We start from the raw sequence: 14631 nt of genomic DNA, 5'->3' as shown, positions 1-14631 counted from the left end.
GCTCAAAATTCTGTTACCGGACAACAAGATGCGTATGCCCACAATCCTCAAAATCCTGCTGGGCAACAAGAAGGCTGCCTGTGGCCTCGCCATCGTGGTTGCCTTCGTACTGATGGCCCTCTTTGCCCCCATTCTGGCCAGCAACGAGCCGACCAAACGGGTGGCTCGCCCGCACCAGCCGCCCAGTGCCGAGTTCGTGATGGGTTCCACCCGCATGGGCCACGACATCTGGGCCCAGTTCACCAACGGCGCCCGTATCTCACTGATGGTGGGCTTCAGTGCTGGCCTGCTGGTCTGCACCCTGGCCGTTGCCATCGGCATCACTGCCGGTTACTTCGGCGGTCTGGTAGATGAATGCCTCACCTTCCTGATGAACGTGGTGCTGGTGATCCCCAACCTCCCCTTGCTACTGGTGCTGGCGAGCTTTATCGGGGAGGCGTCACCGGCGGTGATTGCCGTGATAATAGGGTTGACCTCGTGGGCCTATGGCGCGCGGGTCATCCGTGCCCAGACCCTGGCGCTGCGCGAGAAGGAGTTCGTCATCGCCGCCGAAGTGCTGGGGGAGCCGGCCTGGCGCATCATTCTGGTGGAGATCCTGCCCAACCTCATCTCCATCATCGGGGTGAGCTTTATCGGTTCCATCATCTACGCCATCGTCACCGAAGCGACCCTGGAGTTCCTGGGGCTTGGCGACCCGACCGTGGTGAGCTGGGGCATCATGCTCTACAACGCCCAGACCTCCAGCGCCATTCTGGTCGGCGCCTGGTGGGAGATCCTGGCTCCCTGCTTTGCCATCGCCACCCTGGGTGCCGGTCTGGCTCTGCTCAACTTCGCCATCGACGAGATTGCCAACCCGCAGCTGCGCTCCCACAAAGGGTTGAGCCGCTGGAAGAAACTTGCCACCCCGGTCGCAACACCACTCTCTGCCGCACAGGAGAAGACAGCATGAACAAGCATCCCCTGCTGTCAGTACGCAATCTTTGCGTCGACTACATCACCGAAAATGGCGACGTGCGCGCCGTCAACTCGGTGAGCTTCGATATCAGACAGGGCGAGATCTTCGGCCTCGCCGGTGAGTCGGGTTGCGGCAAATCCACCGTCGCCTTCTCGGTGGCCCGGCTGCACAAGCCGCCCGCCTACATCAGCGGTGGCGAGATCCTGTTCAAGGGGGAGAACATCCTCCATTACAACGACGAGCGGCTGCGCTCCTACCGCTGGCAACAGGTGTCGGTGGTGTTCCAGTCCGCCATGAACGCCCTGAACCCTGTACTGCGGATGGAGGAGCAGTTCTGCGACGTGCTGCTGGCCCACAACCCCGGCATGACCCGTTACGAGGCGATCAAGCGCGCCCAGGAGCTGCTCACCATCGTCGATATCCACCCGAGCCGGCTCAAGGACTACCCGCACCAGTTTTCCGGCGGCATGCGCCAGCGGCTGGTGATTGCCATCGCCATGGCGCTGAACCCCGAGCTGCTCATCATGGATGAGCCAACCACGGCGCTCGATGTGGTGGTACAGCGGGAGATCCTGCAGAAGGTCTATGCCCTGAAAGAGAAGTTCAACTTCTCCATTCTGTTCATCACCCACGACCTCTCCCTGATGGTGGAGTTCTGCGATCGCATCGGCATCATGTATGCCGGTGAACTGGTGGAAGTCGCCCCCTCCAAGGCGATCCTGACCGCGCCGCTGCACCCCTATACCAGAGGGCTCGGCAACTCCTTCCCGCCCCTGCACGGGCCGAAGAAGGTACTGGAGGGGATCCCGGGCACACCGCTCAACCTGCTGGAGGTGCCGGTCGGCTGCCGCTTTCAGGCCCGCTGCGGCAAGGTGCACGATCGCTGCCGTCAGGAGTACACCAGATTGGCCGAGATCCGCCCCGGACAACAGACCGCCTGCCACCTCTATGAGGAGCAGGGACTGCAACAAGATTCCGTGATCTATCTGGACAAGGCCGCTGGCTGTTAAGGATGTCTGTCATGCAAATCGCCAAAACCGATGCACCCATCATCGAAGTCCAGCACCTCTACAAGGACTTCCCCATCAACTCCAATGCCATCAAGAGTGGCAAGATGCGGGCGCTCTCCGACATCACCTTCAACCTGCACCGGGGCCGCGCCCTGGCGGTGGTCGGGGAGTCGGGCTCCGGCAAGAGCACCATCGCCAAGATCATCGCCAAGATGTACAAGCTCAGTGCCGGGCGCATTCTCTATCGCGGCCACGATCTGGAGGAGTTCAACAAGGGCACCGCCCTGCTGGACTATCGCCAGAGCGTGCAGATGGTGTGGCAAGATCCGTTCGGTTCGCTCAACCCGACCCACACCATCTATCACCACATCGCCCGCCCCCTGCTGCTGCACAGCAAGGTGATCGACAAAAAAGAGCTGCCCGACATGGTCTACGCCCTGCTGGAAAAGGTCGGCCTGACCCCTGCCAAAGCAACGGCGGCCAAGTATCCGCACCAGCTCTCCGGCGGCCAGCGCCAGCGGGTCAACATCGCCCGCAATCTGGCGGTGGAGGCGGAAGTGGTGCTGGCGGACGAGCCGACTTCCATGCTCGACGTCTCCATTCGCATCGGCATCCTCAACCTGATGGAGCAGATGAAGAATGAGCTCGGCGTCTCCATGCTCTACATCACCCACGACATCGCCACCGCCCGCTATGTGGCGGAAGATCTGGCGGTGATGTATGTGGGGCACATGGTGGAGTGGGGCGAGGTGGACGAGATCCTGCACCACCCGCAGCACCCCTACACCCAGCTGCTCATCTCGGCTGTGCCCGATCCGGAGAAGAGCATCCACGCCGAGCTGGAAGGAGGCCGCAAGGGGGAGATCCCGCTCTGGACGCCGGAGTCCTGCGGTTGCCCCTTTGCCGGGCGCTGCAATCAGGCGATGCCCCGCTGCAAGGAGGCGCTGCCCCCTATCACCAAGCTTGCCGACAACCACTTCGTGCGTTGCTACCTCTACGAGTGAAGGTGAACCCGATACCGGCCGGACAACCCTGTCCGGCCATGCCTCGATACGGGGCGGCCACAGCCCCGTGATGTGCCTCACCGCCCGGCGGTGAACCACAGGAGTAATACCTTGATGGAACTCTTGATCAATCAGGTGGGCTACGAGTGCGACGGACACAAGGTCGCCCTGTTGCAAACCTCCCCCGCCCCTGATCTCGGCGGCTATGTCAGGCTGCAACGCCTCGACGATGGCCAGGTCCTGTTTGAAACCCCGCTGCAACCGGCTGGCAGCGTCCCTGGCTGGCAGGGCCGCGCTTACTGGCGCGCCGACTTCTCCGCCTTCAAGGAGCCGGGTCACTATCGGCTGGAGGCGATCACTGCCCAAGGCATAGTCCGCTCCACCCGCTTTGCCATCGGCCAGGATCTGCTGGCCAGCCGCTGCCTCTCCGATGTCATCCACTACTTCAAGGGCCTGCGCGCCAGCGGCACCTTTGATCGGGCCGACCGCAGCGCCCGCCTGTTTGGCACCGACCAGCACAAAGATGTGCACGGCGGCTGGTTCGATGCCAGCGGCGACATGAGCAAGTACCTGAGCCACCTCTCCTACGCCAACTACCTCAACCCCCAGCAGACCCCCATGGTGGTGTGGGCCCTGCTCAAGTGCCGGGAACTGCAGGCCCCGCGCCGCGATATCGACGGGGTGAACCTCTGCAAGCGGCTCAATGACGAGGCGCTGTACGGCGCCGATTTCCTCTGCCGGATGCAGGATGAGTCGGGCTTCTTCTTCATGACCCTGTTCGACAAGTGGAGCAAGGATCCCGCCCAGCGCGAGCTGTGCGCCTATGCCACCCAACAGGGGATCAAATCCGCCAACTGGCAGGCGGGTTTTCGTCAAGGGGGCGGCATGGCCATCGCCGCGCTGGCCCGCGCTGCCCGCGAGAGCGTCAGTGGCGACTTCGATGCCAGCCGCTACGCCGAGGCCGCCAAACGCGGCTACCTGCATCTGCGTGAGCACAACCTTGCCTACCTTGATGACGGGGTCGAGAACATCATCGACGACTACTGCGCCCTGCTGGCAGCGGTAGAGCTGACCCGCACTTTCGGCGCCGAGTGGCTGAATGAGGCGAGAGCTCGCGCCAGCAAGCTCTGTGCCCGCCAGCGCTCCCATCCTGAGCTGGGTCACTACTGGTCGGCCAACGAGGATGGCTCACGCCCCTACTACCACGCCGCTGAGGCGGGTCTGCCGGTACTGGCGCTGCTGGAATATCTGGGCGTAGAGCCGGATCAGGAATACAAGGCCAGGGTACAAACCGTGGTGGAGCAGGCGCTGGCCGCCGAGCTGGCGCTCTGCGCACGGGCGGGCAACCCCTTCTCCCTCGCCCGCCAATATGTCAAAGGGGTGGATGAAGCGCCGCGCGTCAGCTTTTTTATGCCCCACAACAACGAGTCCGGTTACTGGTGGCAGGGGGAGAACGCCCGCCTCGCGTCTCTGGCGACCATGGCCTTTGCTGGCGCCCGCCACTTCCCCCGCCAGAGCCAGCCGCTGCTCACTTACGGCCAGCGCCAGCTCGACTGGATCCTCGGGCAGAACCCCTTCAACGCCTGCATGCTGGCCGGTCACGGCATCAACAACCCCGCCTATACCGCCGGGTATCCCAATGCGCAGGGGGGCATCTGCAACGGCATCACCGCCGGATTCGATGACGAAAATGAGGTGGCCTTTATTCCGGAGGAGTACAAGGATCGGCTGGATCAGAACTGGCGCTGGGGCGAGCAGTGGATCCCCCACGCCGCCTGGTTTGCCCTGGCCATCACCTGGCTGAATGCGCAGGGAAATGGAGGTCGCCATGATTGAGTTCTGGGTCGGTGTCGATGGCGGGGGCACCCACACCCGCGCCCGCATTCGGGATCGGGCGGGCAAGCTGCTCGGAGAGGGGCGCGCGGCAGGATCCAATCTGGAGCTGGGCATCCCCCATGCCCACGCCAATGTGCTGGCCGCCATCGCCAGCGCCCGCCTTGCCGCTGGGATCGCTATCGAGAGTGAACAGCAGATGGGGGTCGGGCTGGCGCTCGCCTCCGCCGAGCTGGCCGACTGCTATCACGCCCTGCTCGAGATGCCCTTCCCCTTCGCCAGCGTCAGGCTCACCTCTGATGCCTTCGGTGCCTGCCTCGGCGCCTTTGGCGGCCGTGAGGGGGCCATTCTGATCGCCGGTACCGGCTCGGTGGGGCTGGTCTATCAGGAGGGGCAGATCCGCACCTGCTCCGGCCGCGGCTTCCCCATTTCAGACATAGGCAGCGGCGCCTGGCTGGGGCTGCGCGCCATCCAGCAATCCCTGCTCTGCCACGACGGCATTCTGCCCCCCAGCACCCTCGCCATCCGCCTGATGGACCGCTTCAAGCGGGATCAGGCCGAGGTGGTACGCTGGGCCGCCCGCGCCATTCCGGCGGACTATGGCCACTTTGCCCCCTGGGTATTCGATGCCGCCAGCGATGGCGACGAGCTCGCCAATCAGCTGCTGGACGAAACCTGCGAACAGCTGCGGATCCTGCTGGAGGGAATGACCCAGCTCGGTGCCAGACAGATCGCCCTGCTGGGGGGGATTGGCACCCGCCTCGCTCCCCGTCTCGGCCAGCTCAACCTGATCCCCCCCCAGGCAGATGCGCTCGATGGCGCCATCCTGTTTGCCCAATCAGAGGATTTTCCATGTCTACACCCCTGATCCACACCCAGGTAGCCCGACGTGACGGCGAGGATGTCTGGTTCACTTTCACCCTCTCCCGCATGCCTGATACCAAGTGGAAGCTGCACTTCTGTCTGGCTCGCCATATCGACCCCGACTCCTTGCAAGGGGGCGAGCTGGAGCGCCAGAGCGGCAGCTACAAGGTGATTATCCCGAACGCTGGCAGCTGCGAGCTGCGCTTTTGCTGCCGCCAGACGCCCATCAAGAAGCTCTCCGACATGCCGCAGGGCTTTTTCCTCAGCTTGCCGGAGGCGACCACGGGTGCCCAGCTGCTACCGGTGACGCTGGCGGCGCAGGATCTCGGACTGGAGAACCCGCCGGTAACCCGCCCCGACCTGCCGGATGTCGAGCCCCAGCCCGGCATAGTGCCGCAACCGGCCCATCTGGTACTGCTGGAGGGGAACTTCCGGCTGGCCGAGCGGGCTCATGTCAGCGCCCCCCGCGATGTGCCGAAATTGCTGGCCCACTTCAACGAGCTGACGTCGCTGGCGCTGGAGCAGGATCACGACGCTGAAATCCGGCTGACCGAGGCCAAACTGGCCCCTGAAGCCTACCAACTGACCATCACGCCGCAGGAGGTGGTGATTGCCGCTGCCGACGAAGCGGGCTGGCGTCATGGGCTGGTCACGCTGGCCCAGTGGTATCTGCAACATGGCGAGAGCCTGCCCTGCGTCACGCTGGAGGATGCCCCGCGCTTTGGCTTTCGCGGCATTTTTCTCGACTGCGCCCGCCACTTCCACACTCCGGCCACCATCAAGCGTCTGCTCAAACTGATGAGCCTCTACAAGTTCAACCGCTTCCACTGGCATCTGACCGATGACGAGGGGTGGCGACTCGAGATAAAAGCCTTCCCGGAGCTGACCGACGTGGGAGCCTGGCGCGGCCATAATCTGGCGATCGGCCCCCAGCTCAGCGGCGGTGCCGAACCCTATGGCGGCTACTACACCCAGAGCGAGGTGAAGGAGCTGGTGAGCTATGCCAGTGAGCTCGGCATCACCGTCATTCCCGAGATCGACATTCCGGGCCACTGCCACGCAGCCATCAAGGCGCTGCCCGAGCTGCTGATCGAAACGGCGGATCACTCCCGCTACCGCTCGGTTCAGCATTTCGATGACAACGTGCTCAACCCCGCCCTGCCCGGCACCTACTGCTTCCTGGAAGCGGTGCTGGACGAGGTGTGCGAACTCTTCCCCGGCCCGCAGATCCACATGGGGGGTGACGAGGTGCCGACCGGGGTCTGGACCGACAGCCCCGCCTGCCAGCAGCTGATGGTCGAGCAGGGCTACGCCGACTGCCGCGAGCTGCAGGGCCATCTGCTGCGCCATTGCCAGCGCTATCTGGCCGCCAGAGGCAAACAGATGATCGGCTGGGAGGAGATCCTGCACGGCGACAAGGTGAGCCGCAAAGCGGCCATCTGTGCCTGGACCAGCTTTCAGGCGGGACTGGATGCGGCCGCAGCCGGTTATCCGGTGGTGATGGCGCCCGCCCAGTTCCTCTATCTCGATCTCGCCTGGAGCGCCGATATTCATGAACCCGGCCTCTACTGGGCGGGTACCCTCAATCTGGAGCAGATCTACTCGTGTGACCCTGCCCCAGCCGATTTCCATGCCAACGATAACATCCTCGGGGTGCTGAGCCCCTTGTGGTCAGAATTGATCACCAGCCGTGATCGTCTCGACTACATGTTGTTCCCGCGTATGCTGGCCACGGCCGAGGTGGCCTGGAGCGATCCCGCCCACAAGGGCTGGGAGCACTTCGCCGCCCGCCTGCCGGGTCAGCTGCAGATCCTCGATCAGTTGCAGGTGCGCTACCGGATGCCACAGAGGTAATGTTGTCTCTACTTTGGCGGCCAATCGGCCGCCTTTTTTACGATTAGCCAACAAAACATCAACTTCCCCCTACCATTTATCCGCCATTATTGGCAAAATCCAGCCCCCAATGAAGCTGGTCTGCCTCCTGCTGGCGCGAGCCTGCGGCCACCTCCAGATCTGCCACAATAACAACGACAACATTATCAACAAGAACATCGGAGCGTATTCCTATGGCCCGCAGAGATGTCCATACCTTGGATAGCGAAGTGGAGTTTCCTGCCGACGTACAACTGGTATCCACTACTGACCTGCGCGGGGTGATCACTTATGCCAATCCGGCTTTTTGCACCATCGCCGGCTATAGCGCCGACGAGCTGGTCGGTCACAACCACAATCTGGTACGCCACCCCGACATGCCCAAGGCCGCCTTCGCCGATCTCTGGGCCCGCCTCAAGGAGGGCAAACCCTGGCGCGGCATCGTCAAGAATCGCTGCAAGGATGGTCGTTACTACTGGGTAGATGCCTATGTGACCCCCATCTATGAAGGCAACAGGATCAGCGGCTACCAGTCGGTACGCTGCAAGCCCGAGCCCCAATTCAAGCGCATCGCCGCTCAGACCTACCAAGCCCTGCTCAAGGCCGAGCGCGGCAACAGCAGCAACCTTCCCTCTCTTGCCAGAGTGCGCACCCCGGCCATTACCCTGCTGCTGCTCGGCCTGATGGGCTGGACCTTCGCCAGCCAAGGGGCCATGACCGTCCTGCTGATGCTGCTGCCCCTGTTGCTTCTTGGCGGAGCCTACTGGCGCGAGCTCTTTGCCCTGCCCCACTATCTACAGCAGCTGGGCCGCGAATATGACAGTCTGACCCGGCTGGTCTACTCCGGTGACAACCCCGGCGCCATTGCCGATTTTCATATCAAGATGCTGCAGGCCCGCATCCGAACCGTGTTGGGGCGGATCAACGATGCCACGGCACCTCTGCAAACCTTGGCCATCAATCTGAAGCAGGCCTCTCATCAGGCCTGTCTCGATATCAACGAGCAAGATGCCCAGACCCAGCAGATGGCTACGGCTATGACTCAAATGGCCAACACAGCTCACGAGATCGCCCGCAACATCCAGGACTCCAACGGTCAGGTCAACGAAGCTCGCAATCGTTGTGAACAAACCAACCAGCAGTTGAACCAGACCGAGCAACAGATCGAACAGCTCGCCAAGCAGGCAGAGCTGGCCTTCAACTCGGCGGTAGAGCTCGCCAGCGAATCCGAACGGATTGGCAGTGTCATGGGCGAGATCCAGGGCATCGCCGAGCAGACCAACCTGCTGGCACTGAACGCTGCCATCGAGGCGGCACGGGCCGGCGAACAGGGGCGCGGCTTTGCTGTGGTGGCCGACGAGGTGCGTACCCTGTCGACCCGTACCCACAAGGCGACCGAGCAGATCCAGGGCAGCATCAAGCAGATCCAGCACACTCTGGGACGCTGGAAGGGGATGATGCAGGAGAACCTGCAGCAGACCCGCACATGTGCCGAGATGACCCGCCAGGGCGCCAGCAGCCTCCATACCGTGCTGGCAGAGATAGAGCTGGTCACCGAACACTCCACCCAGATCGCCACCGCAGCAGAGCAGCAACAAGCGGTCGTGGAGGAGATCAGCCGCAGCATCCACCAGATCTCCGAGTATTCCCACGCCAACAGTCAGAAGATGCTGGATGTCGATCACTCCAGTCAGGCTCTGCTGGAACGGGCCAAGCAACTGAAGGGGCTTAGCCAGACCTTCGGCTGAATCATTGCCAGCCCCATGACAGAAGCGCCACAATGGCGCTTCTGTTGTTTTTGACGAATCGGGTTTATGAGCATTGAATCAAGTCCATCCTCATTGAACAAAGCTGCCCGTATCGAAGCGATCATCGCCCTGATCCCGGCAGGCAGGGTGGTCAGTTATGGTCAGGTGGCCGATCTGGCGGGGCTGCCCGGACGGGCAAGACTGGTAGGCAAGGTGCTGCGGGAAACCGACAAGGTACTGCCGTGGCATCGGGTGCTGGGCGCAGCGGGCACCATCTCGTTACCGAAAGGATCGCCAGGCTTTGCCGAACAGACGGGACGCCTGCAGCAGGAGGGGGTCGTGGTGATCGGGGGGAGGGTCAGAATGAAGGAGTGGCAATGGCAGCCCGATCTGGCCGAGCTGCTTTTTCTACTGCCGTTTTGAGGGGGTCACAGCCGGATCACTCCAGCGGCGCCAGGATCTCGTCGCTGCGCACCTGCACCGGTATGGTCTCATCCGCGCGCTGCAGCAGCACCAGCAGGCTCTGCCGGTCAACCTCCAGCACATAGGCCGCCCCTTCACGGGTCATGCAGCTCATGCCCGGCCGGATCTCGTTAATCTCCATCTCAACCTCCTTGTCTACTTCGCGATTGATGACAGCTGCACTCCTTGCAGCTGTCTCAGTATACCGCTATCCATAAGTAAAGAGGCCCCTTGTCGGGGCCTCTTTTCATCAGGCTTTTTTAGCCTTTGGCAAACTCTCTTGCCAGGTACCGTTGTCGTAGTGAGCGGTCCAACCGGTCGCCTTGCCGTTGACCTCGCTCATCACGTACTGCTCCTTGGTCTTGCGACTGAAGCGCACGATGGCGGGGTTGCCGTCCGGATCAGTGAGCGGGGCACCGGCCAGATACTTGTGCTTGGCGGAGATGCGATCCTTGAAGCGCTTGAGCTCTTCCACCAGCGGCGCGCGGGTCTCGCGGGATTTGGGGAAGTTGCTGGCCGCCAGGAACAGACCGGCAGCCCCGTCACGCAGCACAAAGTGAGCATCGGACTGGGTGCACTTGAGCTCCGGCAGCGGCACCGGATCCTCCTTCGGCGGCGCGATGTCGCCGTTTTTCAGGATCTTGCGGGTGTTCTTGCAGGTCTCGTTGGTGCAGCCCATGTACTTGCCGAAACGGCCGTTCTTGAGCTGCATCTCGCTGCCGCAGCGGTCGCACTCGATACTCGGCCCTTCGTAGCCCTTGAGCTTGAACTGGCCCTTCTCGATTTCGTAGCCATCGCAGTCCGGGTTGCGACCACAGACGTGCAGCTTGCGGCTGTCATCGATGATGTAGGCATCCATCGCTGTGCCACAGACACCGCAACGGTGCTTGGCACGCAGCGCCTCGGTTTCCGCCTCTTCGCCGTCAGTGGCGGAGACAAACTCATCGGCAGAGACCAGGTTGATGGTCTTCTTGCAGCGCTCTTTCGGCGGCAGTGCATAGCCGGAGCAGCCGAGGAAGACGCCGGTGGTGGCGGTACGAATACCCATCTTGCGGCCACAATCCGGGCAGTCGATGTCGGTCATCACCATCTGGTTGGCACGCATGCCGCCCTCTTCGGGCGCCTTGTCGGCCTTCTCCAGCTCCTGGGTAAACTCGGCGTAGAAGCTGTCCAGCACCTTCTTCCACTCCAGGCTCCCTTCAGCGATGCCATCGAGCTTGTCTTCCATCTTGGCGGTGAACTCGTAGTTCATCAGCTCGACGAAGTTCTCCACCAGACGATCGGTGACGATCTCACCCATCTTCTCGGCGAAGAAACGGCGGCTCTCGACCCGCACATAACCACGATCAACGATGGTGGAGATGATGGAGGCGTAGGTAGAGGGACGGCCGATGCCGCGTTTTTCCAGCTCGCGCACCAGCGCAGCTTCGGTAAAACGGGCAGGCGGCTTGGTAAAGTGCTGGCGCGGATCCAGCTTGACCAGTTTCAGCACCTCGCCCACGGTGACCGCAGGCAGCTGGCTATCTTCACCCTTGCGACCCATCGGCGGCAGCGCCTTGGTCCAACCGGCGAAGCGCAGGGTACGACCACGGGCCTTGAGCTCGAACTCACCCGCCTTGACGGTCAGGGTGGAAGAGTCGTACTGAGCGGGGGTCATCTGGCAGGCAACGAACTGACGCCAGATGAGATCGTACAGACGCATGGCATCCGGCTCCATCCCTTCCAGCATCTCGGCAGTCACCTGTACGTTGGAGGGACGGATCGCTTCGTGCGCTTCCTGGGCATTGGCCTTGGCGCCATACAGATTCGGCTCGGCTGGCAGATAGGCCGCGCCATACTGCTCGCCGATATATTCACGCACCGCTTCAACCGCCTCTTTGCTGAGGTTGGTGGAGTCGGTACGCATATAGGTGATGTAACCCGCTTCATAGAGACGCTGGGCCATCATCATGGTCTTCTTGACCCCGAAGCTCAGACGGGTAGAGGCCGCCTGCTGCAGGGTGGAGGTGATAAACGGCGCGGACGGCTTGGAGCCGGTCGGCTTGTCTTCCCGGTTAACGACCTTGTAGTCGACCCCTTCCAGGGCTGCGACAGCGGCAAAGGTCTCGGCCTGGGTCACCGGCTTGAAGTCGGCACCGTTGCGGCTGACCACTTCCATCCGCAGATCGCTCTTGTCTGCGGTCAGCAGGTCGGCATTGAGATCCCAGAACTCAACCGGAACAAACGCCTTGATTTCGCGCTCTTTATCGACGATGAGACGCACCGCAACGGACTGTACCCGACCGGCAGAGAGGCCACGAGCCAGCTTTTTCCACAGCAGCGGGGAGACCATGTAACCCACCACGCGGTCGAGGAAACGACGAGCCTGCTGGGCATTAACGCGGTCAATATTGAGTTCGGACGGCTGGGCAAACGCCTCCTTGATGGCGCTCTTGGTGATCTCGTTGAACACCACGCGCTTGTAGCGGCTGTCGTCGCCACCGATGATCTCGCGCAGGTGCCAGGCGATCGCTTCTCCTTCTCTATCCAAGTCGGTTGCGAGATAGATGGTGTCGGCTTTCTCGGCCAGACTTTGCAACTCGCTGACCACCTTCTCCTTGCCGGGCAAAATCTGGTAGTTAGCCTGCCAGCCAGCGGTCGGATTGATACCCATCCGGGCAAACAGGGCCTTGCGATCCTTGGCAGCCTTCTCGGATTCGCTCAACTTGATGCCGCGAATGACAGGTTTCTTGGGCTCGGTGCTGGCGCTGCCGCTGGTGGGCAGATCGCGAACATGACCCACGCTGGATTTCACCACGTAGTCCTTGCCCAGATATTTGTTGATCGTCTTGGCCTTGGCCGGAGACTCCACTATGACCAGTGATTTGCCCATGCTGTAACTATTATCCTCATTGCACCCGACGGGGTTGGTGTGCGGTTTTGTGGGGCTGTATAAGAGATTTGGCGCGAAAAAGCAATCTTGTGAGCAAATTTGCCTGACCAGCCCGAACCACACGGCTTCTTTTATTGCTTCTTTATTTATTAATGCGAAGGCAACAGGCCGGACGCAACCGCTTTTTCAATTTTCTGCCATACCGCCCCTCTTTTTATATCTGAAACGACATAAAAACGTCTGCTGGTTACCGGCTTGTTACAAAAACATAAAATCTCTTTATAATGGCCCAACCCCGACGCATTGCGCGCGGAAGGAACCGCTACCCATCATAAAAATCGAAAGGATGTACTCAATGAAGCACTTCGAGGTCAATTTCGACGGTCTGGTCGGCCCGACTCATAACTATGCTGGCCTCTCCTACGGCAACGTTGCCTCCCAGAGCAATGCCCAGGAGGCTTCCAATCCGAAAGAGGCCGCCAAACAGGGGCTGCGCAAGATGAAGGCGCTGACCGAGCTTGGCATGACCCAGGGGGTACTGGCGCCACAAGAGCGTCCCGATCTCGCCACCCTGCGCCGCCTAGGCTTCACCGGCAACGATGCCCGGGTGCTGGAGCAGGCCGCCAAACAGGCTCCCGCCGTACTGGCTGCCTGCTATTCGGCTTCCAGCATGTGGACTGCCAACGCCGCCACCGTCTCCCCCAGTGCCGATACCCAGGATGGCCGCATTCACTTCACCCCCGCCAACCTGACCAACAAGTTTCACCGCTCCCTGGAGCCCGACGTCACAGGTCGCATCCTGCGAGCCGTGTTCAACAATGATCGCCACTTCAGCCACCACCTCCATCTGCCGGAGAATGACCACTTCGGCGACGAGGGGGCGGCCAACCACACCCGCCTCTGCCGTGCCTATGGCGAGGCGGGGGTCGAGCTGTTTGTCTATGGCCGCAGCGCTTTTGACTACTCCCGCCCGGCGCCGAAGCGCTATCCGGCCCGCCAGACTCTGGAGGCAAGCCAGGCCATCGCCCGCCTGCATGGCCTTGGCGAGGAGAGCGTGGTGTTTATTCAGCAAAACCCAGAGGTGATCGATCAGGGGGTATTCCACAACGACGTGATCGCGGTGGGTAACCAGAACGTGCTCTTCTTCCACCAGCAAGCGTTCCTCAACACCGAAGCGGTGCTGACTGAAATCCGCGGCAAGTTTGGCGAGGGGGATTTGCACTTTATCGAAGTGCCAACTGCCGAGGTATCCGTGCTGGATGCGGTGAAATCCTACCTGTTCAACACCCAGATCCTCACCCTGCCGAGCGGTGAGATGGCCATCATCGCCCCCACCGAGTGCCGCGACAATCCGGCGGTGTCGGCCTATCTTGGCAAGCTGCTGACGCAGGAGACCCCGATCAAGGCGGTCCACTATATGGATGTGAAACAGAGCATGCGCAATGGCGGCGGCCCGGCCTGCCTGCGACTGCGGGTTGCCATGAACGATCAGGAACTCGCTGCGGTCAATCCGGCCTGCCTTATCAACGACAGCCAGTTTGCCCGCCTCGATGGCTGGGTCGATCGCCACTACCGCGACCGCCTGACCCTCGACGATCTGAGGGATCCGGCACTGGTGCAGGAGTCCCGCAGCGCACTGGACGAGCTGACCCAGATCCTGAAACTGGGTTCGGTCTACCCGTTCCAGCGCTAGATGTGATGCCCGGGAAGACCGCCGACGCTGGCGGTCTTCTGCTATTTCCCTTCTCTTCAGCGCGATCGCCAACTTGCACGGATGCTGTTTTGTGCAGAAAAGCAGCGCACAACTTGCTGATAAGCTTGAATTTTGAGCTGGATGTATCAAAAAATCGACGAACAGTCATTTTTTACTGCCAGATGCCTCATCAAGGGGTTCACAAAGCCTCTGGATCTGATAGTATGCGCCTCGCACTTGGGGAGGGGTTCCCGAGCGGCCAAAGGGATCAGACTGTAAATCTGACGGCTCTGCCTTCGAAGGTTCGAATCCTTCTCC

General features: G+C 61.6%; 11 protein-coding genes. 9 read left to right on the top strand and 2 right to left on the bottom strand.

Annotation, left to right across the window (positions count from 1 at the left end; all coding sequences use genetic code 11):
* The first annotated feature begins 28 nt into the window (after window positions 1–28).
* From G5253_RS07245 to G5253_RS07210, 8 genes are all read left to right on the top strand, one after another.
* Window positions 29–949 (top strand): ABC transporter permease, encoded by a 921-nt coding sequence (locus G5253_RS07245; RefSeq protein WP_118853482.1) that lies wholly within the window; start codon window positions 29–31, stop codon window positions 947–949.
* Window positions 946–1965, top strand: coding sequence for an ABC transporter ATP-binding protein (locus tag G5253_RS07240; protein ID WP_005334876.1), 1020 nt, complete (start codon window positions 946–948; stop codon window positions 1963–1965). The genes G5253_RS07245 and G5253_RS07240 overlap by 4 nt, the downstream gene beginning before the upstream one ends.
* An 11-nt stretch (window positions 1966–1976) precedes the next feature.
* Window positions 1977–2969: an ABC transporter ATP-binding protein gene (locus tag G5253_RS07235; RefSeq protein ID WP_005353824.1), complete on the top strand. Its 993-nt coding sequence runs from the start codon at window positions 1977–1979 to the stop codon at window positions 2967–2969.
* Between the two features lie 114 nt (window positions 2970–3083).
* Window positions 3084–4805 carry a glycoside hydrolase family 9 protein gene (locus G5253_RS07230; protein WP_421203019.1) on the top strand — a complete coding sequence of 574 codons (1722 nt, stop codon included), beginning with the start codon at window positions 3084–3086 and terminating at the stop codon, window positions 4803–4805.
* Window positions 4798–5670 (top strand): BadF/BadG/BcrA/BcrD ATPase family protein, encoded by an 873-nt coding sequence (locus tag G5253_RS07225; protein ID WP_005347722.1) that lies wholly within the window; start codon window positions 4798–4800, stop codon window positions 5668–5670. Before G5253_RS07230 ends, G5253_RS07225 begins: the two co-directional genes overlap by 8 nt.
* The gene (locus tag G5253_RS07220) at window positions 5655–7520 is read left to right on the top strand and encodes a beta-N-acetylhexosaminidase (RefSeq protein ID WP_421203017.1); all 1866 of its coding nucleotides are present in this window, start codon (window positions 5655–5657) and stop codon (window positions 7518–7520) included. The genes G5253_RS07225 and G5253_RS07220 overlap by 16 nt, the downstream gene beginning before the upstream one ends.
* Window positions 7521–7732: 212 nt before the next feature.
* Window positions 7733–9286, top strand: coding sequence for a methyl-accepting chemotaxis protein (locus tag G5253_RS07215; protein ID WP_421203016.1), 1554 nt, complete (start codon window positions 7733–7735; stop codon window positions 9284–9286).
* A gap of 66 nt (window positions 9287–9352) precedes the next feature.
* Complete coding sequence (locus G5253_RS07210) at window positions 9353–9709, top strand: MGMT family protein (protein ID WP_139437555.1); 357 nt, start codon at window positions 9353–9355, stop codon at window positions 9707–9709.
* A gap of 16 nt (window positions 9710–9725) precedes the next feature.
* Here G5253_RS07210 and G5253_RS07205 read toward each other — a convergent pair whose 3' ends face one another.
* Both G5253_RS07205 and topA read right to left on the bottom strand, forming a co-directional pair.
* Complete coding sequence (locus G5253_RS07205; RefSeq protein ID WP_005334891.1) at window positions 9726–9890, bottom strand: hypothetical protein; 165 nt, start codon at window positions 9888–9890, stop codon at window positions 9726–9728.
* A gap of 108 nt (window positions 9891–9998) precedes the next feature.
* A complete protein-coding gene (gene topA / locus G5253_RS07200) occupies window positions 9999–12620 on the bottom strand; it encodes a type I DNA topoisomerase (RefSeq protein WP_411240002.1) in 2622 nt (873 codons plus the stop codon).
* A gap of 355 nt (window positions 12621–12975) precedes the next feature.
* On the opposite strand from topA, the gene astB reads away from it, so the two are divergent.
* Window positions 12976–14313 carry an N-succinylarginine dihydrolase gene (astB, locus tag G5253_RS07195; protein ID WP_255912154.1) on the top strand — a complete coding sequence of 446 codons (1338 nt, stop codon included), beginning with the start codon at window positions 12976–12978 and terminating at the stop codon, window positions 14311–14313.
* Window positions 14314–14631 lie beyond the last annotated feature (318 nt).

It is taken from the genome of Aeromonas sp. 602658, from assembly GCF_049173005.1.
GTDB lineage: Bacteria > Pseudomonadota > Gammaproteobacteria > Enterobacterales > Aeromonadaceae > Aeromonas > Aeromonas veronii_A.
Note: the sequence above shows the minus strand (reverse complement) of the source record. Positions and strands in the feature narration are given on the sequence as shown.